The 22,238-nt window shown below is 70.2% G+C and carries 20 protein-coding genes; 6 read left to right on the forward strand and 14 right to left on the reverse strand.

The window, feature by feature from the left end:
* The first annotated feature begins 83 nt into the window (after window positions 1–83).
* From ACSQ2H_RS04410 to ACSQ2H_RS04420, 3 genes are read left to right on the forward strand one after another with little or no spacing between them, the layout of a single operon-like run.
* Window positions 84–1,229 (forward strand): sensor histidine kinase, encoded by a 1,146-nt coding sequence (locus tag ACSQ2H_RS04410; RefSeq protein WP_436060243.1) that lies wholly within the window; start codon window positions 84–86, stop codon window positions 1,227–1,229.
* Window positions 1,226–1,585, forward strand: a complete 360-nt coding sequence (locus ACSQ2H_RS04415; protein ID WP_436060244.1) for a response regulator — start codon at window positions 1,226–1,228, stop codon at window positions 1,583–1,585. The genes ACSQ2H_RS04410 and ACSQ2H_RS04415 overlap by 4 nt, the downstream gene beginning before the upstream one ends.
* 40 nt (window positions 1,586–1,625) lie before the next feature.
* A complete protein-coding gene (locus ACSQ2H_RS04420; RefSeq protein ID WP_436060245.1) occupies window positions 1,626–2,459 on the forward strand; it encodes a CAP domain-containing protein in 834 nt (277 codons plus the stop codon).
* On the opposite strand, the gene ACSQ2H_RS04425 is transcribed toward ACSQ2H_RS04420, so the two are convergent.
* The 12 genes from ACSQ2H_RS04425 to ACSQ2H_RS04480 form a co-directional block, all read right to left on the reverse strand.
* A complete protein-coding gene (locus tag ACSQ2H_RS04425) occupies window positions 2,456–3,286 on the reverse strand; it encodes an alpha/beta hydrolase family protein (protein WP_436060246.1) in 831 nt (276 codons plus the stop codon). The two genes, ACSQ2H_RS04420 and ACSQ2H_RS04425, sit on opposite strands and share 4 nt — an antisense overlap.
* A 72-nt stretch (window positions 3,287–3,358) precedes the next feature.
* A complete protein-coding gene (locus tag ACSQ2H_RS04430) occupies window positions 3,359–3,868 on the reverse strand; it encodes a CarD family transcriptional regulator (protein ID WP_293407673.1) in 510 nt (169 codons plus the stop codon).
* Window positions 3,869–4,142: 274 nt separating this feature from the next.
* Window positions 4,143–4,484 (reverse strand): ferredoxin FdxA, encoded by a 342-nt coding sequence (gene fdxA / locus ACSQ2H_RS04435; protein WP_056023631.1) that lies wholly within the window; start codon window positions 4,482–4,484, stop codon window positions 4,143–4,145.
* A gap of 84 nt (window positions 4,485–4,568) precedes the next feature.
* Window positions 4,569–6,950 carry a penicillin acylase family protein gene (locus ACSQ2H_RS04440; RefSeq protein ID WP_436060247.1) on the reverse strand — a complete coding sequence of 794 codons (2,382 nt, stop codon included), beginning with the start codon at window positions 6,948–6,950 and terminating at the stop codon, window positions 4,569–4,571.
* A 32-nt stretch (window positions 6,951–6,982) separates the two neighbouring features.
* Window positions 6,983–7,753, reverse strand: a complete 771-nt coding sequence (locus ACSQ2H_RS04445) for a pseudouridine synthase (protein ID WP_436060248.1) — start codon at window positions 7,751–7,753, stop codon at window positions 6,983–6,985.
* Between the two features lie 21 nt (window positions 7,754–7,774).
* Complete coding sequence (locus ACSQ2H_RS04450) at window positions 7,775–8,056, reverse strand: RNA-binding S4 domain-containing protein (RefSeq protein ID WP_436060249.1); 282 nt, start codon at window positions 8,054–8,056, stop codon at window positions 7,775–7,777.
* The gene (locus tag ACSQ2H_RS04455) at window positions 8,053–10,587 is read right to left on the reverse strand and encodes a helicase-related protein (protein ID WP_436060250.1); all 2,535 of its coding nucleotides are present in this window, start codon (window positions 10,585–10,587) and stop codon (window positions 8,053–8,055) included. Before ACSQ2H_RS04455 ends, ACSQ2H_RS04450 begins: the two co-directional genes overlap by 4 nt.
* Window positions 10,588–10,776: 189 nt before the next feature.
* Window positions 10,777–12,600 (reverse strand): DUF885 domain-containing protein, encoded by a 1,824-nt coding sequence (locus ACSQ2H_RS04460; RefSeq protein WP_436060251.1) that lies wholly within the window; start codon window positions 12,598–12,600, stop codon window positions 10,777–10,779.
* 97 nt (window positions 12,601–12,697) lie between these two features.
* On the reverse strand, window positions 12,698–13,831 hold the full coding sequence (locus ACSQ2H_RS04465; RefSeq protein ID WP_436060252.1) for an ABC transporter permease: 1,134 nt from the start codon (window positions 13,829–13,831) through the stop codon (window positions 12,698–12,700).
* Window positions 13,828–14,745 (reverse strand): ABC transporter ATP-binding protein, encoded by a 918-nt coding sequence (locus ACSQ2H_RS04470; protein WP_436060253.1) that lies wholly within the window; start codon window positions 14,743–14,745, stop codon window positions 13,828–13,830. Before ACSQ2H_RS04470 ends, ACSQ2H_RS04465 begins: the two co-directional genes overlap by 4 nt.
* Window positions 14,742–15,713, reverse strand: coding sequence for an HlyD family secretion protein (locus ACSQ2H_RS04475; protein WP_436060254.1), 972 nt, complete (start codon window positions 15,711–15,713; stop codon window positions 14,742–14,744). Before ACSQ2H_RS04475 ends, ACSQ2H_RS04470 begins: the two co-directional genes overlap by 4 nt.
* Entirely contained in the window at window positions 15,710–16,354 is a 645-nt protein-coding gene (locus tag ACSQ2H_RS04480) for a TetR/AcrR family transcriptional regulator (protein WP_436060255.1), read from the reverse strand. The genes ACSQ2H_RS04475 and ACSQ2H_RS04480 overlap by 4 nt, the downstream gene beginning before the upstream one ends.
* A 406-nt stretch (window positions 16,355–16,760) precedes the next feature.
* On the opposite strand from ACSQ2H_RS04480, the gene ACSQ2H_RS04485 reads away from it, so the two are divergent.
* From ACSQ2H_RS04485 to ACSQ2H_RS04495, 3 genes are all read left to right on the forward strand, one after another.
* Complete coding sequence (locus ACSQ2H_RS04485; protein ID WP_436060256.1) at window positions 16,761–17,330, forward strand: OmpA family protein; 570 nt, start codon at window positions 16,761–16,763, stop codon at window positions 17,328–17,330.
* Window positions 17,331–17,689: 359 nt separating this feature from the next.
* Window positions 17,690–17,986 (forward strand): 50S ribosomal protein L28, encoded by a 297-nt coding sequence (gene rpmB, locus ACSQ2H_RS04490; RefSeq protein WP_436060257.1) that lies wholly within the window; start codon window positions 17,690–17,692, stop codon window positions 17,984–17,986.
* Between the two features lie 112 nt (window positions 17,987–18,098).
* The gene (locus ACSQ2H_RS04495; RefSeq protein ID WP_436060258.1) at window positions 18,099–19,010 is read left to right on the forward strand and encodes an MBL fold metallo-hydrolase; all 912 of its coding nucleotides are present in this window, start codon (window positions 18,099–18,101) and stop codon (window positions 19,008–19,010) included.
* Between the two features lie 121 nt (window positions 19,011–19,131).
* Here the strand turns inward: ACSQ2H_RS04495 and ACSQ2H_RS04500 are convergent, their stop codons facing one another.
* Together ACSQ2H_RS04500 and cobT are read right to left on the reverse strand one after the other, a co-directional pair.
* Entirely contained in the window at window positions 19,132–20,085 is a 954-nt protein-coding gene (locus ACSQ2H_RS04500; RefSeq protein ID WP_436060259.1) for an esterase-like activity of phytase family protein, read from the reverse strand.
* Between the two features lie 155 nt (window positions 20,086–20,240).
* Window positions 20,241–22,193: a cobaltochelatase subunit CobT gene (gene cobT / locus ACSQ2H_RS04505; protein WP_436060260.1), complete on the reverse strand. Its 1,953-nt coding sequence runs from the start codon at window positions 22,191–22,193 to the stop codon at window positions 20,241–20,243.
* Between the last annotated feature and the right edge of the window lie 45 nt (window positions 22,194–22,238).

A 22,238-nucleotide genomic window follows, 5' to 3' on the forward strand; every position in this document is an offset into this window, starting at 1 on the left:
CCCGCGATTGACTTGCGTCAGGTGGCGCCGATGGGGCAGGATTCAACCTAGGGCTAGTAGTTGTAGCGCCAGGGGAGCACGCCATGTTGGAGGCGGCCGCTCAGATGGGGATGTCGGGCGGTGACCCGAAGGACCCGGTCTTCGCCCTCGTCGAGGTGATCGAGGCGCTGTCCGGCGCGCGCTCGGTCGCGCAGATCGCCGACATCGTGCGAACCCGCGCACGCGCCCTGTCGGGCGCCGACGGGGTGACCTTCGTGCTGCGCGACGGCGAAGAGTGCGTCTACCTGGACGAGGACGCCGTCGCCCCGCTCTGGAAAGGTCGGCGCTTTCCGATGAGCGCCTGCATATCCGGCTGGGCGATGCTGAACGGCCGCACCGCCGTGATCCCGGACATCCATGTCGATCCGCGGATCCCGCAAGACGCCTATCGCCCGACCTTCGTGCGCAGCCTGGTGATGACGCCGGTGCGTCCAGGCGACGCCATCGCCGCCATCGGCGCCTACTGGAGCCAGCCGCGCGAGCCGACCGAGGCGGAGGTCACCCTGCTGCAGGTCATCGCCCGCGCCACGGCCACCGCCCTGGCCAACGTCCAGGCCTACGCCTCGCTGGAGGAGACGCTGGAGCGGCGCAAGCTGCTGGTCCGCGAGCTCGATCACCGCTGCAAGAACACCTTGGCCGCCGTGCAGTCGATCGCCGACCAGACGCTGCGGCGCTCGGCCTCGCCGGCGCACTTCGTCGAAGCGTTCAGCGGCCGGATCGAGGCGTTGTCACGGGCGCACGAACTGCTGACCCGCGGAGACTGGGGGCGGGCGGGCCTCGCCGACGTGGTGGGCCAGGCGCTGACCCCGTTCTGCGGGGTCGGCGGACTGCGGCTGGCGGTGTCGGGACCGCAGGTCGGTCTGACCCCCGAGACGGCCGTGGCGCTGCACATGACGGTTCACGAGCTGGCGGTGAACGCGACCAAGTACGGGGCGCTCAGCGTCGAGGGCGGCCGGCTCGATGTGAGCTGGGAGATCGACCAGCGCGAGGCGCCCGGCGCGCTGGAGTTCCGCTGGATCGAGCGCGGCGGCCCGAAGGTCGACGCCCCGAGCAGGCGTGGGTTCGGTTCGCGGCTGATCGAACAGGGCATGGCCCAGGAACTCGGCGGCGAGGCGCAGATCGTGTTCGACCCGGAAGGCGTGCAGTTCCGGCTGCGCGCGCCGCTCTCGGCGCGGATGGCGCTCGCATGACGCCGCGGGTGGTGCTGGTCGAGGACGAGCCGCTGGTCTCGATGATGATGCAGGACCTGCTGACGGACCTGGGCTGCGAAGTCGCCGCGGCCTTCGGGGCGCTGGCGCCGGCCCTGGCCTGGCTGTCGCGCCAGGAGACACCGCCGGATGGAGCCGTGCTGGACGTCAATCTCGGCGGCGGCGAGACGGTGTTCCCGCTGGCCGAGGCGCTGCGCGCGCGCGGGGTGCCGTTCGTCTTCGCAACGGGCTATGGAGTTCTGCCGAGCGACGGCTATCCGGACACTCCGCTGCTGAGCAAGCCGGTCAATCATGATCAGCTCTTGCCGGTGGTGCGGGCGTTCGCGGCCCTCGCCTAGCGTAGCTTGACGGGCCAGGTTCGGCCCGACGGGAACCAGGATGCAGCCACGCGCCCCATCCCGTATCGCGTCCGTCACGCCGTCGCGCCGCCTGCTGCTCGCCGGTCTGGCCGGGCTGCTCGCCACGCCGGTCGCGGCCCGTGTGATCCCCGGCGTGACGGAGGACGTCTGGCTGGCCTACGAGGCGCGGTTGCGCGCCCGGGCGGCCGACGCCGGCGGCGGCGCGTTCCAGGGTGCGAGCGAGCGCCAGCTGCTCTCCCTGACCAATGCGGCCCGCGCGGCGAGCGGCGCGCCGGCCCTGGCCTGGAATCCCGAGCTGGCCAAGGTCGCGCGCGGGCATGCCGCCGATCTCGCCGCCCGCGGCTATGTCGAGCACCTGTCGCCCGAGGGGTTCGATCCCAGCCACAGGGTAGGACTGCTGGCGCGGCGGATGATCGGGTCGGCCAGCGAGAACATCGCCTACCGCCGAGCGGCGCAGACCGCCGACGCCGACGACCTGATGGGCATCTGGCGGCGCAGTCCCTCGCACTGGTCGAACCTGCTGCGGCCGCGCTACGCCCAGGCCGGGTTCGGTGTCGTCGCGCGGGGACAGCGGACCTATGCGGTGGGGCTCTATGCACGGCCGGACGGGGCGCTGGGCGCGCCGCTGCCGTTCAAGCTGGAACAGGAGGCCGAGCTCGCCAACGCCCTGCGGCAGGCCTTGCCGGCGTTCGACAGCTATGCTCTGGCCAACCCGCTGGACGAGGACGCCGCCTGGGCGCGGATCGAGGGGACCGAGCCGCTGCCGCCTGGGATCTATCAGCTGCGGCCGCGGCGGCGGGTCGACCGCACGCGCTACCAGATCCTCTGGGGTCCGATCTTCGCGCGGGTCTAGCCGAGCCGCGCCAGCAGTTCGGCGCGGATCGTCGGCCACGCCTGCGAGGTCGGATCGATCAGCTCGAAGTGGCCGGCGTCTGCGAAGTCGATCACCTGCACGGCGTCGCCCGCCGCGGCCGCGGCGCGGCCATACTCGGCGCCGAAGATGCTCGGCACGATGTGGTCCAGGGCACCCGAGATCACCGTCTGCGGGGCGCCCAGCGGCAGCAGCCGGGGCGGGGAGGTGTCGGCGTAGACGTCGTCGCGCGCGCCGGCTCCGACCAGGGCGTCGATGACGCCCGGGCCGCCGCACTCGTCGGGACCGCGGGCGTGATAGGCGGCCAGGTCGATGATCCCGGCCAGCGGGACCGCGCCGCGCGCGGGCAGGGGATCGGCGACGTAGAGCGGGCTGGCGGGGGGCAGGCGGCGGCGGCCCAGCGCCCAGACCGCCAGGTGACCGCCGGCCGAGTGGCCGCTGAAGACCGTGCGCGAGAGGTCCAGCGCGTGCGGCCCGGCGAGCTGGCGCAGGTGGTCGAGCGCCGCGCCGACGTCGACGAAGGTGCCGGGAAAGCCGCCGCCGTCGTGGCCGATGCGGCGGTACTCGACGTTCCACACCGCGACGCCGTGCGCACGCAGGTCGGCGCAGGCGTAGTCCATCAGCTCCAGCCCCGGCAGGTCGGCGCGCCAGCAGCCGCCGTGGATCATCACCACCAGCCGGTGGGGGCCGGCGCCCTGCGGCAGCCAGAGGTCGCCGAACTGCAGCGGAGCCTCGCCATAGGCGATGCGTATGTCGGCGGCGGCGCGGGGACGGGACAGCAGGTCGCTGAAGGTGATCGGCGCGGGCATGCGGAACTCTGGATGCGAAAACGCCCGACCTTGCGGCCGGGCGTTCCGAACGTGCAATCGGTTGGGGCGGCTTTAGGCCGCCACCGCCTTCACCAGGCTCTTGTTGAGGATGGTGATGGCCTCTTCGCGGTCGATGCGCTCGATCGCGGCGACTTCGCGGGCCATGCGGTCCAGCGCCGATTCATAGAGCTGGCGTTCCGAGTACGACTGCTCCGGCTGGTTTTCGGCGCGGTGCAGGTCGCGGACCACTTCGGCGATCGAGATCAGGTCGCCCGAGTTGATCTTGGCTTCGTATTCCTGGGCGCGGCGCGACCACATGGTGCGCTTCACGCGGGCGCGGCCCTTCAGGGTGGTCAGCGCCTGGCTGACGACGTTGCCTTCGGCCAGCGAACGCAGGCCGGCGGTGCGGGCCTTCGCGGTCGGAACACGGAGGGTCATCTTCTCGTGGTCGAAGGTGATGACGTAAACTTCGAGAGAATAGCCGGCGACTTCCTGGGTTTCGATCCCCTGTACCTGGCCCACGCCATGAGCCGGGTAGACGACGTGATCGCCGACGGAGAATTCCAGACCGCTCTTGCTCATTCGCTCAAGTCCTTTCGACTCGTCCGTACCCGTTAAGAGGCGTTAATCGGTTCCACCAAGGCCAAAGGACACCATCCGCAAAACTGCGCGGTGGCTTACCCCTGTAGGAACGGAATAGACCTCTAGGACACCCTTCGCCTTTTAGCGGCGTACACTGGCCGGGGACGGCTCTTCTGCAGAAATTGATGCGGCGCGTTTGATCGCAACCGTCACATCAGCGCGGAAGGTAGCATAAAAATCAGCCGAAAGAAAGGCTTGCCCCCGGGGCGGAGCCTTACGAGCCGCGGCCGGGCTTTTCGCTGAAGTACTTTTCGAACTTGCCGGTCTCGCGTTCGAACTCCTCGCGGTCAGCGGGCGGTTCGCCCTTCACCGTGATGTTCGGCCAGACCTTGGCGTAGTCGGTGTTGATCTTCAACCACTTGGAGTCGGAGTCGTCCTCGGTGTCCGGCTTGATGGCGTCCACCGGGCATTCCGGCTCGCAGACGCCGCAGTCGATGCACTCGTCCGGATTGATGACCAGGAAGTTCTCGCCTTCATAGAAGCAGTCGACCGGACACACCTCCACGCAGTCCATGAACTTACATTTGATGCAAGGATCCATGACGATGTAGGTCATCGCGGGGTACAGCTCCGGCCGGTCTAATCGGGCGGCGGTTTTTCCGGCCCTGGGGCCCCAAAGTCAATGCCTGGGGCCCGCAAGTTATCTGGAAGGGGCATTAGCCGCGCCGGAGGGCTGCAAGCGGAGCACTGTTTCCGTCGCCGCCTCGACCGCCTGCCGCGAATAACTAAGCGGCACGTACTGTCCCTTCGCCCACAACGGAAACAGATCGCGGAAGTGCGGGCTGGCCGGGTCTCCGGACTGGCCGGGGGTGTTGATCGCCATGCTGTTGTCCCAGGCGCCGACGTCCAGAACCATGCGGAACGACGCGCCCGCGACGACGCGGTAGTCGTTCGGCCGCCAGGTCGCCGCCAGAGGCGAGAGCGCGGTGCCGGCCATCGGCGCGGTCCCGCTGGACCAGGCTTCGCGGTCGGCGGCCGGGACCTTGGGCGTCAGCGCATGATCGAAGCGCGCCTGGTGCAGCTTGCCCCAGGCCCAGATCTTCGGATCGGGGCCGAGCTGGCCGGCGACCTCGTCATAGGCGGCCAGCAGGCTCTGCGAGAGGATGGCGTCGCGGGCCGCGGCCGGATCGGGCCCGAGGCTGGCGTCCGGGGCTTCGAGCAGGGCCATGACTGCAGCGATGTCGCCGTTGCCGACAGCCGCGCGGGCCGGCTGCGGCACGGCGCGGGCGACGGTCGCCTTGCCCAGGTGCTTGGTGATCCAGACCTCGTAGAGCGCCGCGGCGGCGCTGTCGGCGCTGGTCTTCTGGTCCCATCCGGCCAGCAGGGCGATGGCGGCGGCGAGCTTCGGATCGCTCGTCTTCACGCCGGCCAGCAGGGCGTTCATCCGCCGCGCGGTGACGTCGGTCGGATCGGTCTGCAGCGCCATGGCGTCGGCCAGGGTCAGCTTGTCCTTGGCGGCCAGCACCTCCTCGATCCGCTGCATGCGCGCGGCGTTCGACCATTCGAACCCGACTTTGCGCTCGGCGTAGGGATAGTCGGCCGGCAGGTTCAGCTGGTTGGCCGAGGCGAACCAGCCGGAGGCCGGGTTGTGGGTGCTGGGCAGTTCGTCGAGCTTCAGGAAGCCGGTCCACTCGTAGCGGCCGTCGCCCGGGACCGGCGTCAGGCCGTCCCAGTTGGCGCGCCGCGGCACCTTGCCGGCCGCGACCCAGCCGATGTCGCCCTTGGTGTCGGCGAAGACCTGGTTCTCGGACGGCGCGCCCCAGTCCGACAGCGCCTCGCGGAAGCTCGGCCAGTCCTTGGCGGTCATGTAGCCCATCGAGCCGAAATAGGCCGAGGTGCCCGGCTCGGCCCAGACGCTGCGCACCGCGAAGGCGCGCGATTTGGCGGCGTCGGCGTAGACCACCGGGCCATGGCGGGTGAAGTGCAGCTCGACCTTGCGGGGGGCCTCGCCCTTGACCTCGATGGTCTCGGTGACGGTGGTCATCTGCGCCCAGCCGTCGCCGTAGCGGTAGTTCAGCGGCGCGCCGGCCTTCGTCTCGTAGACGTAGAGATCCTCCTGGTCGGCCGGGAAGATGGTCAGGCCGAAGGCGACCGTGCCGTTGTGGCCGATGGAGACGCCGGGCAGGGCCGGCTCGCCGGCGCCGATCACCGAGAAGCCAGGCGCTTCCATGTGCACGATGTAGCGCAGCGACGGGGTGCTGTGCTCGCGGTGCGGGTCGTTGGCCAGGATCGGCCGGCCGGTGGCGGTGCGGCTGCCGGCCACGGTCCAGTTGTTCGAGCCGATCGCCTCGGGCGGGATCTCCAGCATGGCGAGCTTGGCCTGCGAGCCGGTGAAGCGCACGCCGCGGGTGGCCAGTTCGTAGTCGCCGAGCACCGCCTCCGTGACGTCACAGGGATCGAGGCCGGCGGGCAGCTTAGGCGTCCATTGCGGTTCGATGTGCCTGTAGAGCTTGGCCGCATCGATCCCGGCCGCGCAGGCGATGCGGGCGCGGCCGACCTCGTTGGGGACGTTGCGGGTCAGGCCATGGCTGCGGATGCGCACCACGTCGTCGGCGCTCCAGCGGTCGGGCTTGGTCCCGGCCACTTGGAACTCCTGGGGCAGCGGCCGCTTGCCGGCGGCGATCTCGTCGACATAGGCGTTGAGGCCGGCGACGAAGGCTTCGGTATTGTCCTTGGCTCCGGCGCCGTAGGCGTTCCACTCGCGGGCCATGTCGCCGCGATAGAGGAAGAGGCGCGCGGCGCGGTCCTGCGCGACGTAGTCGGGGCCGAAGTCCTTGGCCAGCAGGCCCAGGCCGCGCTTGCGCCACAGGTCCACCTGCCAGAGCCGGTCGCGGGCGACGTTGTAGCCCTGCAGGAAGAAGGCGTCGCGGGTGTCGGCCGCGTAGATGTGGGCGATGCCCCAGCGGTCGATGCGGATCTCGGCCGGCTGGGCCAGACCGGCGACGCTCAGCGTCTCCTGCTTGGGTGCGGCGTGGGCGGCGGTGGCGAGCAGAAGGGCGGAAAGCGTGACCAAGCGTTGCATACGGCCACGCTAGGCCGGGCGCCCGGCCGGGGCTAGCCCTTTGAGGCGGTGATCAGCGCCGCGCGTTCCTCGGCGCTCAGCGGCCGCCACTTGCCTTCGGGCAGGTCGCCGATCTTCAGCGGGCCGACGCGCACGCGCATCAGGTCGACGACGCGCAGTTCGACCAGTTCGGCCATCCGGCGGATCTGGCGGTTGCGGCCTTCCTTCAGGACGATGTTGAGCTTCTGCTCGGTCACCTGGGTGACCTTGGCCGGGCGCAGCTTGCGGCCGTCGAGCTCCAGCCCGTGGCGCAGCAGGGCGATCTTCTGGGGCGTGATCACCCCGGTCAGGAGCACGTTGTACTCCTTGTCCATCTCGGACTCCGGCCCGATCAGGGCCTTGGCCAGCACGCCGTCCTCGGACAGCACCAGCAGGCCGCGCGACTCGCGGTCCAGCCGGCCGAGCGGGGCCAGGTTGTTGGCGGCGGTGGGCACCGTCGCCTCGCCGCCCCACAACGCATCCCGGGTCAGCAGGGTGACGGCCTCGATCTGGTCGTCCTGCGGCAGCGAAGAGACGATGCCGATCGGCTTGTGCAGCACGATCGAGAGGCTGCTGTTCAGTTGTTCCTGGGCGCTGTCGTTCAGCACCAGGGTCTGGCCCTGCAGGATCTTGCGGCCGGCGTCGTCCACGCGCTCGCCGTCGATGAACACCAGGCCCTGGGCGATCAGGCCCTCGGCCTCGCGCCGCGAGCAGACGCCGCTCTGCGCCAGCCACTTGTTGACGCGTTGGGGTTCGGGGTCGTCGTAGCGCCGGGTCCAAGCCATGGCGTCCATGTACGGCGCGGGCTAGCCGGCGTCCATCGGGGCGTAGAGCGTGCGGGCCTCCTCGGCCGGTCCGCGGCGCTCGCCCAGGGCGGCGACTTCGACGGCGATCAGCCGGCCGCCGAGCGCGAAGACCAGCCTGTCGCCGATCTTCACCGGCCGCGCGCACTTGTCGATGCGGGTCTCGGACCCGCCGCGGGTCAGCCGCACCTTGCCGTCATCGAGGAACTTGGCGGCCATCGAGCGGGTCTTGAAGAACCGCGCGCGCCACAGCCACACGTCGGCCCGGCAAGCGTCCTCGCTCACGACGCCTGGCTCCGCGCCGTCTTGGGCTTGCGACGTCGGCGCGGCCGGCGGGCGGGCGGCGGCGCCTCCTTGAGCGCGGCGAGGGCGGCGAAGGGCGAGTTGACGGGCGGCGGGGCGGCGACCTGCGGCTTGGGCTTCTCGCCGCGACGGCGCCAGACCAGCGGCTCGCCGTCCTTGGGCCTGGTGGTCGGCGCGAAGGCCAGGGCGCGCATGATCTCGCGGGCGTCGTCCTGGCTCCAGCCGAGTTCTTCGCGGGCCTGGTCGGACAGCAGGCCGGCCTTGGGCGCGGCGCGGAGCAGGGCGTCCAGTCGCTCCAGGGTTTCGACCGGGACGGCGTGGCGGCCGACCGCACGCAGGCCGAAGGCGGCGAGGATCCGTGGCTCGGGAACCGGGCCTTCGAGGCGTCCGGCGGCGGGGCGACCCTCGCGCGGCACGAAGCCCTGGGCGAAGGCCAGGGCCTGCGGCCGCAGCAGCGCCGGCAGGTAGAGACTGAAGGCCCCCAGCCGCACGCCCAGCGACTTCAGGGTGCGTCGCTCGACCTGGCTCAGCGCCTTGGCGTCGGCCCGCACCAGATCGCGATCCAGCACCCCGCCGCCCTCGATCAGCCGATAGGCGAGCCCGCGGGCCAGGCCCTTGACCTTGCCGGTGGCGACGGCGCCCTCGAGCCTGCGCAGCGGCGCTAACCGGCGGGCGGCTTCTGCGGCCAGGAAAGCTTCCAGGCGCCGCGCGGCGCGTTCGCGGGCCTGGGCCGGGCCAAGCTCGCCATAGAGCCGCACGCGCGGCGCGAACGGCGTGCCGCCGGCGAAGGCCGCCGTCGCCTCGCCGCGCCACAGCACGACGCCGTCGGGGGTGAAGGAGAAGGCGTCGTCCGGTTCGGCCGACAGCTGGCCAAGCCGCTTGGCGATCTCGGGCGAGACGGCGGCGACGGCGGCGGCGCGCAGGGCCTTTTCCTCGATCATCGAGGAGCCATGCGCCGGCTCGAAGGCGACGCCGCTCAGCTTGCCCACATATTGGCCCTCGATCGTCACCGCGCCGTCGGCGGCGACGCCGGCCAGCACGTCGCCGCGCACGTGCAGGGCGCGCATCAGCACGCTGGTGCGGCGGTCGACGAACCGCGCCATCAGCTTCTCGTGCAGGGTGTCGGAGAGCCGGTCCTCGAGCAGCCGGGTCTTGCCCTGCCAGCCGCCGGGATCGGCCAGCCAGTCGGGTCGGTTGGCGACATAGGCCAGGGTGCGGACGCTGGCGAGCCGGGCCGCCAGGGTGTCGATCTCGCCGTCGGTGCGGTCGAGGTGCTTGTACTGGCCAGCGATCCAGTCCTCGGGGACCTTGCGGTCGCGGCTGGTCAGCCAGCCGAAGAACTCGCGCACCAGCCGGATGTGCTCCTCGCCCGACGTCTTGCGGAAGTCGGGCGTCTGGCAGACGTCCCACAGCCGGGTCATGGCGGAGCGGTCGCGCAGGGTGCGGTCGATCACCTCCGGCTCGTCGGCCAGGGCGCGCAGGGTCTTTTCGTCCAGCGCCTCGGCCGACAGCTTCAGGCCCGGCTGGGCCGGCGGCGCCGAGAGCGAGCGCTGCAGGGTCGCGAGCGAGGAGAAGTCGAGGGCCGCGTTGCGCCATTCGGCGGCGGTCACGGCTTCGAAGTGGTGCTGCTCGACCGCCTCGATCAGGTCGGCGTCCATGTCCTCGCACTCGCCGGTGACGCCGAAGGTGCCGTCGCGGGTGAAGCGGCCGGCGCGGCCGGCGATCTGGCCGACCTCCGGCGGGTGCAGGAAGCGGGTGCGCTTGCCGTCGAACTTGCGAAGGCCCGCGAAGGCCACGTGGTCGACGTCCATGTTCAGGCCCATGCCGATGGCGTCGGTGGCGACCAGGAAGTCGACCTCGCCGGACTGGTAGAGCGCGACCTGGGCGTTGCGGGTGCGGGGGCTCAGCGAGCCCATGACCACCGCCGCGCCGCCGCGCTGGCGGCGGATCAGCTCGGCGATCGCATAGACCTGGTCGGCCGAGAACGCGACGACGGCCGAGCGGCGCGGCAGGCGGGTCAGCTTCTTGGGACCGGAATAGGTCAGGCGCGAGAACCGCTCGCGGGTGACGATCTCGGCGTCGGGCAGCAGCCGGCGGATCAGCGGCGCCATGGTCCCGGCGCCCATGAACATGGTCTCGAACCGGCCGCGGGCGTGCAGCAGGCGGTGGGTGAAGATGTGCCCGCGCTCGGGGTCGGCGCAGAGCTGGATCTCATCGACGGCCAGGAACTCGACCTGGCGGCTCAGCGGCATCGCCTCGACCGTGCAGACGAAATACTGCGCGCGGGCCGGGACGATCTTCTCCTCGCCGGTGATCAGGGCGACGCAGGACGGGCCGCGCAGCTTGACGATACGGTCGTAGATCTCGCGCGCCAGTAGCCGCAAAGGCAGGCCGATCATGCCGCTGGCATGGCCGAGCATCCGCTCGACGGCCAGGTGGGTCTTGCCGGTATTGGTCGGTCCGAGCACCGCCACCAACTTGGGCGGGCCGAAGTCCGACAGACGCGCGCTCATGAACTGAAGGTGGGGCGGGAATCACCGCGCGGCAAGCGGGGCTTGGCGGGGAGTGCGCCTAAGTTGCTCCCCCTCTGGGGGAGCTGTCGGCCGAATGGCCGACTGAGGGGGACTGCTGACTCAGCAAGCCCCCTCCGTCTCGATGCGGCGCATCGATCCACCTCCCCCACCGGGGGAGGAATTGAACGCCTACTTCGCCGCGGCGATGTAGTTGTCGATGACCTGGTCGAGGACCGTCAGCGGGGTTCCGCCCGCGAGCAGGCCCGCGTCGTGGAACTTGCGGATGTCGAACTTGCGGCCCAGCGCCTTCTTGGCCCGGGCGCGCGCGTCCATCCAGGTGATCTTGCCGACCATGTAGCTGCAGGCCTGGCCCGGCCAGACGCAGTAGCGCTCGACCTCGGTGATGGCGCTGGCCTCGGCGTCGCCGATGTTGTCGACGAAATACTTCACCGCCTGCTCGCGGCTCCAGCGCTTGTGGTGCATGCCCGAGTCGACCACCAGGCGGACCGCGCGGAACATGGCGTCGTGGATCATGCCGATGTGGCCGAGCACGTCGTTGTCATACATGCCCATCTCGACCGCCAACTGCTCGGCGTAGAGCGCCCAGCCTTCGCTGTAGCCCGAGAAGCCGATGACCTTGCGGATCAGCGGCAGGTCGCCGGCCTCGTTGTTGAGCGCCAGCTGCAGATGGTGGCCCGGAAGACCCTCGTGATAGGTCAGGGTCGGCAGGGTCCAGGCCGGGACCTCGGCGGTGTCGCGCAGGTTGATCCAGTAGATGCCCGGGCGCGCGCCATCGAGGCTGGGCGAGAAGTAGTAGCCGCCCGGGGCGCCGGCCTCGGTGGCCGGAGGCACGCGGCGGATTTCCAGCGGCGCCTTGGGCAGTTGGCCGAACCACTGCGGCAGCTTGCCCTCGATGATCTTCACCTGCTCGTTGAGCTTGGCCAGCAGCTCTTCCTTGCCGGCGTCGGTGTTCGGGTAGACCTGCTTGGGATCCTGCGCCATCGCGCGGTAGCGCTCGCCGACGCTGCCCTTGGTGTAGCCGGCCTTCTTCATCAGGGCGTCGGCTTCGGCGCCCAGGCTGGCGACCAGGTCGAGGCCGGTCTTGTGCACCTCGTCCGGGGTGATGTTCGAGGTCGTGTAGTTGCGCAGGCCGAGGCGATAGTACTCGTCGCCGTCCGGCAGGCGCCAGCAGCCAGCGTCGTGCACGGCCTTCGGGCGCAGACCCTCCAGCAGGGCCAGCTGGCGGGCGAGGGCCGGGCGGACCTTGTCGGCGTAGAGGCCCTCGGCCTGGCCGGCCCAGTCGCCCTCGATGTTCTTCTCCTTGGTCCGGCGCACCAGGCTGGCGACCAGCGGGGCCTTCTCCGGCTCATAGGCCAGGAACGCCTTGAGCTGGGTGATCGCCTTGTCGAGCACGAAGTCCGGCGGCGTGACGCCCAGGGCCACGTCATGGCGGACGACGTCGGCTTCCTGGTCGAGCAGGCGGCCGAAGGCCTCCATCCGCGCGACATAGGCGTCGGCGTCGTCCTTGGCCTCGATGCTGTGCTGGGTGTCGAGGAAGTCCGGCATCTGCTGGTAGGCGCCGGTCAGCTGCGAGATGACATAGGGCGAGTTCACCCCCTGGCCGCCGTACTGGAAGCGTCGGTTGGCTTCGTCCTGCACGGCCAGCACGAACTCGACGGTGTCGTAGCTGACCGCGTCCATGCCCTTGAGCTGCTTGCGGTCGAGGCTGCGCAGGTCCTTGAGGTCGCGGGTGGTGTTGGCCTTGTTCTCGGCCAGGGCGGTCAGCGAGTAGTCGGACAGCTCGGACTTGGTCCAGGCCAGGTCGCCCTTGTCGATGCCGAGCGAGGTCGGCACCTCCGGCGAGCGGCGGAAGGTCCGGGCCATCGCCTGGTCGAAGAAGGCGTACATCTTGGCCGCTTCGCCGGTCGGCGCGGCGGCGAGGGCGAGTTTCGGCGCGGCGGCGGCGGCGCCGAACGCGGCGGCGCTCGCCAGGAGCTGGCGACGGTTATGCATGGGATCCCCCCGTAACTGTAACTTTGCAAATGCAGTTACACCGCCGCAGGCGGGGGCTCCCGTTAATTCGCGCTAATCTGGCGCCGCGTCCGGGAGATCAATCCAGGGTGCGGCGGTAGCGGGCCATGGCCAGGGCGGTGACCACGCAGACGAAGGCGGTCAGGGCCAGCAGTTCGCGCCACATGTCCTCGATCCCCTGGCCCTTCAGCAGCGCCCCGCGCACCACCCGCAGGAAGTGGGTGACGGGCACCACCTCGCCGATCGCCTGGGCCCAGGCCGGCATGCCGCGGAACGGGAACATGAACCCCGAGAGCAGGATCGAGGGCAGGATGTAGAACATGCTCATCTGCATGGCCTGCAGCTGGGTCCTGGCGACGGTGGACATCAGGAAGCCGAGGGCCAGCGAACCGACGATGAACAGGGCCACCCCGAGCGACAGGCCCAGCCACCCGCCCATCATCGGCACGTCGAACAGGAACCGCGCCAGCAGCAGGATGATCGCGGTCTGCACCAGGCCGACGAAGACATAGGGCGCGAGCTTGCCGGCCATCACCTCGATCGGCTCGACGGGCGTGGCCAGCAGGCTCTCCATGGTGCCGCGCTCGGCCTCGCGGGTGACCGACAGCGCGGTCATCATCACCAGGGTCATCGACAGGATGATCCCCAGCAGACCCGGGACGATGTTGTAGGCGGTGATGGCCTCGGGATTGTAGCGGCGGTGGACGATCACCTCGAACGGCGGCGCGGCCTGGCCGCGGGCGGCGAGGGCGCCCTTCAGGTCGTTGACCAGGGCCTGCTGCGGCAGGGCGGCGAGGGCGGCGACCGCCGCGCCGGTCGCCGACGGATCGGTGGCGTCGACGTCGACCAGGATCTGGGCCTGATCGCCGCGGGCGACGCGGCGGGTGAAGTCGCCGGGAATGGTGATCGCGAACTGCACCTCGCCGCGCCGGACCATCTCGTCCAGCTCGGTCGGGGTGCGGGCCTGGGCGACGAGGTCGAAATAGGCGCTGTTCTTCAGCGCCGCGGTGATCGAGCGGGCGAAGACGCTGTCTTCCTGCACCAGCAAAGCGGTCGGCAGGTGCCGCGGCTCGGAATTGATCGCGTAGCCGAACAGCAGCAGCTGGACGACCGGGATGGCCAACATCATCGCGTAGGTCAGCCGGTCGCGGGTGAGCTGCTTGAACTCCTTGATCATCACCGCCAGCACGCGGGTCATCGAGAAGCCGTTCATTTGAAGTTGTCCTCCGACGTTTCCATCAGCCGGATGAAGACGTCTTCGAGGCTCGGCTCGACCTGGGTCCACTTGAACGGCGCGCGGCGGTAGGGCGCGAGGGCGGCCTCGAGCGCGGCGCGGTCGGTTCCCGAGACGTGCAGCGACTGGCCGAATGGGGCGGCCATGTCGACGCCGGGCAGCTTGCCGATCTCCACCGACAGGCGGTCGACGCCCGGCCCGTCGCCGTTGAAGGTCACCAGGTGGGTGCTCTCGATCACCTGCTGCGCCGTGCCGCGGGCGATCAGCCGGCCGTAGCTGATGTAGGCGATCTCGTGACAGCGCTCGGCTTCGTCCATGTAGTGGGTGGAGACCAGCACGGTCAGGCCCTCGGCCGAGAGGGCGTGGATCTCGTCCCAGAAGGTGCGCCGCGCCTTGGGATCGACGCCGGCGGTGGGCTCGTCGAGCAGCAGCAGCTTGGGTTCGTGCAGGGTAGCGGTGGCCAGGGCCAGGCGCTGCTTCCAGCCGCCCGACAGCGAGCCGGCGAGCTGGGCGCGGCGCTCGATCAGGCCCAGCCGTTCCAGCGCCTGGTCGACCCTGTCCTTGCGGCGGTTGAGGCTGTGGATGCGGGCGGAGAACTGCAGGTTCTCCTCGATGGTCAGGTCCTCGTAGAGCGAGAACCTCTGGGTCATGTAGCCGGCGCGGCGCTTGATCAGGTTGGCCTGGGTGATGATGTCGAGGCCCAGCGCCGTGCCTTCGCCGCTGTCGGGGGTCAGCAGCCCGCAGAGCATCCGCAGGGTGGTGGTCTTGCCCGAGCCGTTGGGCCCCAGGAAGCCGCAGATCTTGCCTTCTTCGACCTGCAGCGAGACGTCCTGGACGACGTGCTTGTCGCCGAAGCTCTTGTTGAGCCCGCGGACGTCGATGGCCAGGCTCACTTGGCGCGCTCCAGCGGCGTGACGTCTACGGGCTGGCCGGGATTGAGTCGGGCCGAAGGAACCGCCTCGACCAGGAACACCATGCGGTCGCGGGCCTCGCGGCTGTAGATCACCGGCGGGGTGAATTCGGGCCGGGGGCTGATGTAGCTGACCTTGGCGGTGAGACCGGACGCGCAGCCGTCGCAGGCGAACTTGACCACTGAGCCGACCTTGTAGGTCGAGACGTCGGCCTGGGGCACGAAGAAGCGGACCTTGATGCGCTCGTCCGGCAGCAGGGCCAGGATCGGCTGGTTCGCGGCGGCCCACTCGCCGGTCTGGAAGAAGACGTCCTCGACCCGCGCCGCGCCGGGGGCGAGGGGGGCGATGTCGGTCAGCCGGGCCTGGGCGGCGGTCAGGGCGGCGTCGGCCTGGGCCACGCGGCTGTCGGCGGCGCGGATCTGGTCTTCACGGGCGCCGAGCGCGGCGGCCTGGCGCTGCTTGCGGGCGGCGGCGACCTGGGCGGCGGCGGCGTCGCGGGAGGCCTGGGCGTCGTCCAGCTGGGCCTTGGCGTAGAAGCCCTTCTCGGCGAGCGGCCGCACCCGGCGCAGGGTGGCCTCGGCGTCGCGCAGGGTCGCTTCGGCGGCGGCGACATTGGCGTCGAACACCGCCAGTTCCACAGGGCGCTGACCCTTGCGGGCGTCGGCGGCCTGGGCCTGGGCGGCGGAGACCTCGGCGCTGGCCTGGTCGCGCGCGCCCTGCAGTTGCGAGGGATCGACGACGAACAGCTTCTGGCCGGCCACCACCTGATCGCCGCGCTGGACCAGCATCTGATCGACGCGGCCGGCGACGGGGGAGGCCATGTAAAGCGCCTCGCCCTCGACATAGCCCGACAGCACCGGCGAGCGGTGCAGGCGCGGGAAGACCCACAGCACCGCGACCAGCACGGCGGCGACCAGCAGCAGGCCGACGACCAGAAGGCGTTGCCTCATGCGGCGGCTCCTGTCTCGGGACGCATGCCGCGGAGCCAGAGCTCCACGTGCTGCTGCGCCAGGGTCGGGATGTCGAGCGGCTCGGCGCCGACGGGGACGAAGGTCTCGCGCCAGATCACCCCGAGCAGCATCGGCGAGACCAGCGAGATCGCGTAGTGGCGCGGATCGCCGGCCCGCAGTTCGCCACGGGCCTGAGCGGCGGCGATGGCGCCGCTCATCGCGCCGAGCGCCGGTTCGACCAGCCGCTCGCGCCAGGCGCGGGCGAGTTCCGGAAAGTTCCTCGATTCCCCGATCACCATCTTCATGATCCCGCCGACCGGCGAGTCCGCGGCGATGCCGGAAACGATCGCCACGACGGCGCGCAGCAGGTCGGGGAACGAGGCGTGGTGCTCGGCCAGCGCCGCCTGGATGCGGCCCAGGTTGGGGGCGACGCCATGTTCGATCACGGCCCGGAAGATGTCTTCCTTGGTCGCGAAGTAGAGGTAGAGCGCCCCCTTGGAGACCCCGGCGCGGGCGGCGATGTCGTCCAGCCGCGCGGCGGCGAAGCCCTTCTCGGCGAAGATCTCCATCGCCGCGGCGACGATCTCGTCAGGTCGGTCGGCTTTGCGGCGCTTGAACTTCGGCTGTCCGGCGGGAAGCATCTGTCTCGCCTTTAATAACTGACCGGTCAGTTATTAGTGTATCGACACGGGTTCCGCAATCCCGTGGCGCTCCGGGCGGCCTTCACTGCCTAAGGTTCCGGCGTGGCGCGGGTTCCCGAACAGGCGACGATTTTTTCGCGGGCCGGGCGCGGGCGCGCCAACCCAAAGCAGGCTTGGGATTTCGCGGTCCTAAGACCCGTCTCCGGTAGGACCCGGAGGGCGCGGAGCCCTGGCCATTTGGCCAGGGTGCGACGGAACGTCGCCGCAACCGATTGGCAACCATGCGCCACCACGACCGTTACGGACGCCGAAGTCTGCCCGTTTCATGCGGGGAAACCCTTGGCTCATCAGGGGGGTTCGAAAGCATCCAGACTTAGGAAAAGGCGACGGGAGAGGTCGTAAGAAGATGATCGGTACAAAAACTCGCGCGGTGGTTTTGAGCGCGCTCGCCATCGGGACGCTCGGGCTCGGCGGCTGCGCCACCAAGAAGTTCGTCAATGAGCAGGTCGCCGTTGTCGACGGCAAGGTCGCCAACCACGAGACCCGCCTGGGCGAACTGGACCGCACCTCGCGTGAAGCCCTGGATCGCGCCACCGCGGCCGGCAAGCTGGCCGAGGGCAAGTTCATGTACTCGGTGGTGATGTCGGACGATGCGCTGAAGTTCCCGCTCGGCAAGTCGACGCTGTCGCCGGAAGCCGAGTCGCGTCTGTCGGCCTTCGCCGAGCAGCTGAAGGGCGAGAACAAGAACGTCTACGTCGAAGTCCAAGGTCACACGGACGCCACCGGTTCGCCGGAAGGCAACATGCGCTTGGCCCAGGACCGCGCCGAGACGGTTCGCCGCTACCTGAACAAGCAGGGCGTGGCTCTGAACCGCATCGCCACCATCGCCTATGGCGAGGATGAGCCGGTCGCGTCGAACACCACCCGCGAAGGCCGCATGGCCAACCGCCGCGTCGTGCTGGTGGTTCTGTCCTAACAGGCAGACAGCACCGCAGAATCGAAAGCCCCGCGCGTCCGCGTGCGGGGCTTTTGTCATTCTTGGAGAACGGCGTTCTGGGATTAGCGGGGCGCGGGGAACACCGGCGAAACGAAGGGTGACCGAATCAGCGACTCGGGCCGATTCAGTTTTTGTTCCCTACAAGCTATTGTACCTCAAGGTCATTGGACCACAACGCGGCTCGCCCCTCGTCAGCGGCGGGAGTCGCTTTTCTGGCGGTTTGGAGCAGGCAAATGTCGGCTCCGCCTTGACGCCGCCGGGACCCTTCGACTATATCGCCCGCTCCTTGGCGCGGGTTCGCCCGCCGTCCATCCCTTTCTCGCGTAGGTCATAAAGCCATGTCGCGTCGTTGCGAACTCACCGGTGTCGGTCCCATGGTCGGCCACAACGTCAGCCACTCGAACATCAAGACGAAGCGCCGCTTCCTGCCGGCCCTGTCGCCCGCCACGCTCCAGTCGGACGCGCTGGGCCAATCGTTCCGTCTGCGCGTGACCAACGCCGCGCTGCGCACCCTGGACTTCAAGGGCGGCCTGGACGTGTTCCTTGCCGGCGCCCGTGACGAGCAACTGTCGCCGCGCGCTCTGAAGATCAAGCGCCAGCTGAAGGCCAAGCTGGCCAGCCAAGCCGCCGCCTAAGTCTACGAGCTCTCTCCAGAGTTCAAAGGGCCGCCCTCCGGGGCGGCCTTTTTCGTTTCGGCCGTTGTCCGAAGGGCCCATATTCGGCGAGGTCCGACAGGGAGCTCCGGCCATGAGCCTTCGCAACGTCGCCCTGACCCTGACCGCGCTCGCCGCGCTCGCGGCCTGCTCGCCGAAGACCGAGCGCGCCGCACCGCCCGAGCCCGCCGCAGTCGCCCAGGCCCCCTACAGCTTCAGGATCGGCGAGTTGCGGGCCGACGCGCTGCTGGACGGGACGATCAAGGTCGCCAACGACGGCAAGACTTTCGGGATCGGCCGCCCGCCGGCCGAAGTGGCCGCCGTGCTCAAGGGCGCGGGCCGCGACTCGCTCGATCTCAGCATCCAGCCCCTGCTGGTCCGCGGCGAGGGACGCGTCATGCTGTTCGACGCTGGCGCGGCGCGGGTCGGCTTCGCGGAGGGCGGCCAGCTGCTCGCCTCGATGCGGGCGGCCGGCGTCGAGCCCGCCCAGGTCACGGACATCTTCATCTCGCACAGCCACGCCGACCATGTCGGCGGCCTGACCGATGCGGGCGGGGGCCTGGCGTTCCCCAATGCGGCGATCCATGTCTCCGCGCCCGAATGGGCGGCGATGCAGGCCGATGCGGGCCAGGCGGCGCTGGTGAAGGCGATCGCGCCGAAGGTCGCGCCGTTCGCGCCGGACGCGGAGATCCTGCCCGGTCTGGTGACGGCGGTCGAGGTCAGGGGGCACACGCCCGGCCACAGCGCCTACGAGATCGCCTCGGGCGACCAGCGGCTGCTCTATATCGGCGATGCGATGCATCACTTCGTGATCTCGGTCGCCAAGCCCGACTGGACCCTGGAGTACGACGGCGGCTCGACGAGCGCGCCGGCCAGCCGCCGGGCGCTGCTCAAGATGGCCGCCGACCAGGACCTGCAGCTCTATGCGGTGCACTTCCCCTATCCGGGCCTGGGCCGGGTGAAGACGCACGGCGACGGGTTCGTCTGGCTACCGGCAGAGGGCTAGGGCGATCCTGCCGATAGGACGGTTTTTCGGGCCATCAACCTGCCCATAGGCCGCTCTGGCCTGCCGATAGGCCCTCTAGCGGCAGGTTTCGGCCGCGGGCTTCCAGAAAGCCGCCGCTCGGCTAGCGCGCCGGCTTCCAGTCGAAGGCCAGCAGCAGGGTGCGCTGGCTGCTTTGGAAGTTGTCGTCCGACAGGATGTAGAAGCGCACCGCGCCGTCCTTGGCCGGGACCGCGGCGATGGCCTCGAAATTGTCGATGGTCAGCGGCCGGGCCATGTCCATGCGGGCGATCTCGCCGCCGGCGTCGTGGATGCTGAGGGCGATGCGGTTGCCGCGCACCGGGTCCCAGGCGCGCAGCAGCCAGGCGGTGCGGTCCTGGGGCAGGCGGGTGACGGCCACTAGGCCGAACTCGACCGGCTTGGCGATGACCGGGCCGGGCGTGCAGCCGCCCGAGAGCTTGCAGGTCCAGGTCTGGCCGCTTTCCTCGCCGCCGGCGACATAGGCGTCGGGGCCGTTGGCGGGATCGGGGCCGAGCGCCTCCATGCCGCCGTTGGCGGGGAAGGTCGCGTCGGGGGCGGGCGCCTCGCGCGGCGGGGAGCCGTCGGCCGGGTAGAGCCAGATGCGATGGCGCTGCTCGAAGCTGATCAGCATGTCGCCGTTGGCGAGCAGGGCCATGCCCTCAGAGTCGGACTCAAGCTTGCCCTGCAGCGGCTTGCCGTCGAGGCCGGTCAGAGCGCTGACCCGGCCGTCGGTCAGTCCGACCAGGCGGCCGGCCTTGTCGAGCACGAGGCGCGCCTTGACGATGTCACCCTCGTCGCTGACCGCGGTCAGGTCGACGCCATTGCGCACGGCCATGTCCGAGAGCCCGTGGAAGCGGGCGGTGTTGGCCGAGGACAGCACCAGGCCGCCGGCGTAGTGGAAGTCGCCGATGCGGTCCTGGGCGGGGTCCGCCGGGTTGAGCGGGACCGGCGTCGCGGCGATGGCGATGGCCGGACCGGCGGGCAGCGGCGCGGTCGGCAGGGCCGGGGCCTGCTGCGCGCAGGCGGCGAGCGCCAGCGCGGCGAAGGCGGCGGCCACCTTAATTGCTCCCCCTCTGGGGGAGCTGGCGGCCGGACGGCCGACCGAGGGGGACTTTGACGCCATGTGAGGGCAGTCCCCCTCCGTCTCGATGCTTCTCATCGATCCACCTCCCCCAGTGGGGGAGGAACTGGACCGGCGCCCCCGCCTTGCGATCACGCCACCGCTCTCCGGACTTCCTTGAAGGTCGAGCGGCGGGCGGGGCCGCCTTGCGGGCCTTGGGTGCTCGGCGGCGGGGCCAGAAGGTTCGCGTTCTTGCGGGTGACCTTGCGGATCTCCTCGTCGAACAGCTCGGCCAGCTGGTCGACGATGACGCCGGCCAGTTGCTCGACGTCGACGATGGTGACGGCCCGGCGATAGTAGCGGGTGACGTCGTGGCCGATGCCGATGGCGATCAGCTGCACCGGGCTCTTGGTCTCGATCTCGGTGATCACGTCGCGCAGGTGACGCTCGAGGTAGTGGCCGGAGTTCACCGACAGGGTCGAGTCGTCGACCGGGGCGCCGTCGGAGATGACCATCAGGATGCGGCGCGCCTCGGGGCGGCCGATCAGCCGCTGGTGCGCCCACATCAGCGCCTCGCCGTCGATGTTCTCCTTGAGCAGGCCCTCGCGCATCATCAGGCCGAGGTTGCGGCGGGCCCGCCGCCACGGAGCGTCGGCGGCCTTGTAGATGATGTGGCGCAGGTCGTTCAGGCGGCCCGGCTGGGCCGGCTTGCCGGCCTTCAGCCAGTCCTCGCGCGAGGAGCCGCCCTTCCAGGCCCGGGTGGTGAAGCCGAGGATCTCGGTCTTCACGCCGCAGCGCTCGAGCGTGCGGGCCAGGATGTCGGCGCAGACCGCGGCGACCATGATCGGGCGGCCGCGCATCGAGCCGGAATTGTCGATCAGGATGGTGACCACCGTGTCGCGGAACTCGGTGTCTTCCTCTTCCTTGAAGGCCAGCGACGCGGTCGGGTCGGTGATCACCCGGGTCAGCCGCGCGGTGTCGAGGATGCCTTCCTCGAGGTCGAAGCTCCACGAGCGGTTCTGCTGGGCCATCAGCTTGCGCTGCAGCTTGTTGGCCAGGCGTGAGACGACGCTGGAGAGGCTGGCCAGCTGCTGGTCGAGATAGGCGCGCAGGCGCGTCAGCTCCTCGGCGTCGCAGAGCTCCTCGGCCGCCACGACCTCGTCGTGGGCGGTGGTGAACACCTTGTAGGTGGCGACCTTGGCGTCGCCCTTGAGGTCGGGGCGGGCCGGCTGCTCGCCTTCGCCCATCTCCGGCGGCTCGTCGGTGTCCTCGGCGTTGGGATCGTCCTCCGCCTGCATCATCTGGCTGTCGGCGTCCTCGCTCTCGCGATGGGTCGCCTCGTTCTCGTCCATCGAGGTCTGCTGCGGGGACTGGCCTTCGCCTTCGCCCTCGTCGCCGTCGTCCTGCGATTCCGCCTCGCCGTCCTCGCTGTCGCCTTCCTCGTCGTCGGCCTGGTCGGGGGCGTCGGTCAGGTCGTCGCCCATCGAGAGGTCGCGCAGGATGGTCCGGGCGATCTTGGCGAAGGCCTTCTGGTCGTCGGCCGCTTCGACCAGGCGGTCGAGGTCGGCGCCGGCCTTGGATTCCACCTCGGCGCGGAACAGGTCGACCAAGGGCTTGGCCATCGAGGGCGGCGGCTCGCCGGTCATCCGTTCGCGGGCCAGCAGGGCGACGACGTCGGCCATCGGCGGGTTGGCGAGCGCCTCGAGCTGGTTCAGCGGCTTCTTGGCCCAGGCGTGCTCGTGGACCGCGCGGAGGTTGACCTTCACCCCGCCCAGCGCATTCGCGCCGATGGCTTCGATGCGGGCCTGCTCCAGCGCGTCGTAGATCGGGGCGCCGAGCGCCGAAGCCGGCCGGCCCTTGGCGTGGGCGGCGGTGTCGTGGTGGGCCAGGCGCAAGGCCATCTGGTCGGCGAGGCCGCGGATGCGCGCGGCGTCGGCCGGGGTCAGGTCACGGGGCGGATGCGGCAGCACGGCGCGGTTGCCGGCCAGCTGCGGGCCCTCGCCTGAATAGACGATTTCCAGGTCCGGCTTCTCAGCCAGGGAGCGCGCGGCGTGGGCCAGGGCGCGCTTGAAGGGCTCGACAGGGCTTTCCGGGTTCTTGGCCATGCCACCCATTTAGAACGACGGTTCGCGTCGCCCAAGCGGGAATGC

It is taken from the genome of Phenylobacterium sp. LjRoot97 (assembly GCF_964254345.1).
GTDB lineage: Bacteria > Pseudomonadota > Alphaproteobacteria > Caulobacterales > Caulobacteraceae > Phenylobacterium.

What these genes read in the sequence shown, in the direction of transcription:
- ACSQ2H_RS04410 (WP_436060243.1), top strand. Translation starts at nt 84, where the DNA reads ATGTTGGAGGCGGCCGCTCAGATGGGGATGTCGGGCGGTGACCCGAAG.
- ACSQ2H_RS04415 (WP_436060244.1), top strand. Translation starts at nt 1,226, where the DNA reads ATGACGCCGCGGGTGGTGCTGGTCGAGGACGAGCCGCTGGTCTCGATG.
- ACSQ2H_RS04420 (WP_436060245.1), top strand. Translation starts at nt 1,626, where the DNA reads ATGCAGCCACGCGCCCCATCCCGTATCGCGTCCGTCACGCCGTCGCGC.
- ACSQ2H_RS04425 (WP_436060246.1), bottom strand. Translation starts at nt 3,286, where the DNA reads ATGCCCGCGCCGATCACCTTCAGCGACCTGCTGTCCCGTCCCCGCGCC.
- ACSQ2H_RS04430 (WP_293407673.1), bottom strand. Translation starts at nt 3,868, where the DNA reads ATGAGCAAGAGCGGTCTGGAATTCTCCGTCGGCGATCACGTCGTCTAC.
- fdxA (WP_056023631.1), bottom strand. Translation starts at nt 4,484, where the DNA reads ATGACCTACATCGTCATGGATCCTTGCATCAAATGTAAGTTCATGGAC.
- ACSQ2H_RS04440 (WP_436060247.1), bottom strand. Translation starts at nt 6,950, where the DNA reads ATGCAACGCTTGGTCACGCTTTCCGCCCTTCTGCTCGCCACCGCCGCC.
- ACSQ2H_RS04445 (WP_436060248.1), bottom strand. Translation starts at nt 7,753, where the DNA reads ATGGCTTGGACCCGGCGCTACGACGACCCCGAACCCCAACGCGTCAAC.
- ACSQ2H_RS04455 (WP_436060250.1), bottom strand. Translation starts at nt 10,587, where the DNA reads ATGAGCGCGCGTCTGTCGGACTTCGGCCCGCCCAAGTTGGTGGCGGTG.
- ACSQ2H_RS04460 (WP_436060251.1), bottom strand. Translation starts at nt 12,600, where the DNA reads ATGCATAACCGTCGCCAGCTCCTGGCGAGCGCCGCCGCGTTCGGCGCC.
- ACSQ2H_RS04465 (WP_436060252.1), bottom strand. Translation starts at nt 13,831, where the DNA reads ATGAACGGCTTCTCGATGACCCGCGTGCTGGCGGTGATGATCAAGGAG.
- ACSQ2H_RS04475 (WP_436060254.1), bottom strand. Translation starts at nt 15,713, where the DNA reads ATGAGGCAACGCCTTCTGGTCGTCGGCCTGCTGCTGGTCGCCGCCGTG.
- ACSQ2H_RS04480 (WP_436060255.1), bottom strand. Translation starts at nt 16,354, where the DNA reads ATGCTTCCCGCCGGACAGCCGAAGTTCAAGCGCCGCAAAGCCGACCGA.
- ACSQ2H_RS04485 (WP_436060256.1), top strand. Translation starts at nt 16,761, where the DNA reads ATGATCGGTACAAAAACTCGCGCGGTGGTTTTGAGCGCGCTCGCCATC.
- rpmB (WP_436060257.1), top strand. Translation starts at nt 17,690, where the DNA reads ATGTCGCGTCGTTGCGAACTCACCGGTGTCGGTCCCATGGTCGGCCAC.
- ACSQ2H_RS04495 (WP_436060258.1), top strand. Translation starts at nt 18,099, where the DNA reads ATGAGCCTTCGCAACGTCGCCCTGACCCTGACCGCGCTCGCCGCGCTC.
- cobT (WP_436060260.1), bottom strand. Translation starts at nt 22,193, where the DNA reads ATGGCCAAGAACCCGGAAAGCCCTGTCGAGCCCTTCAAGCGCGCCCTG.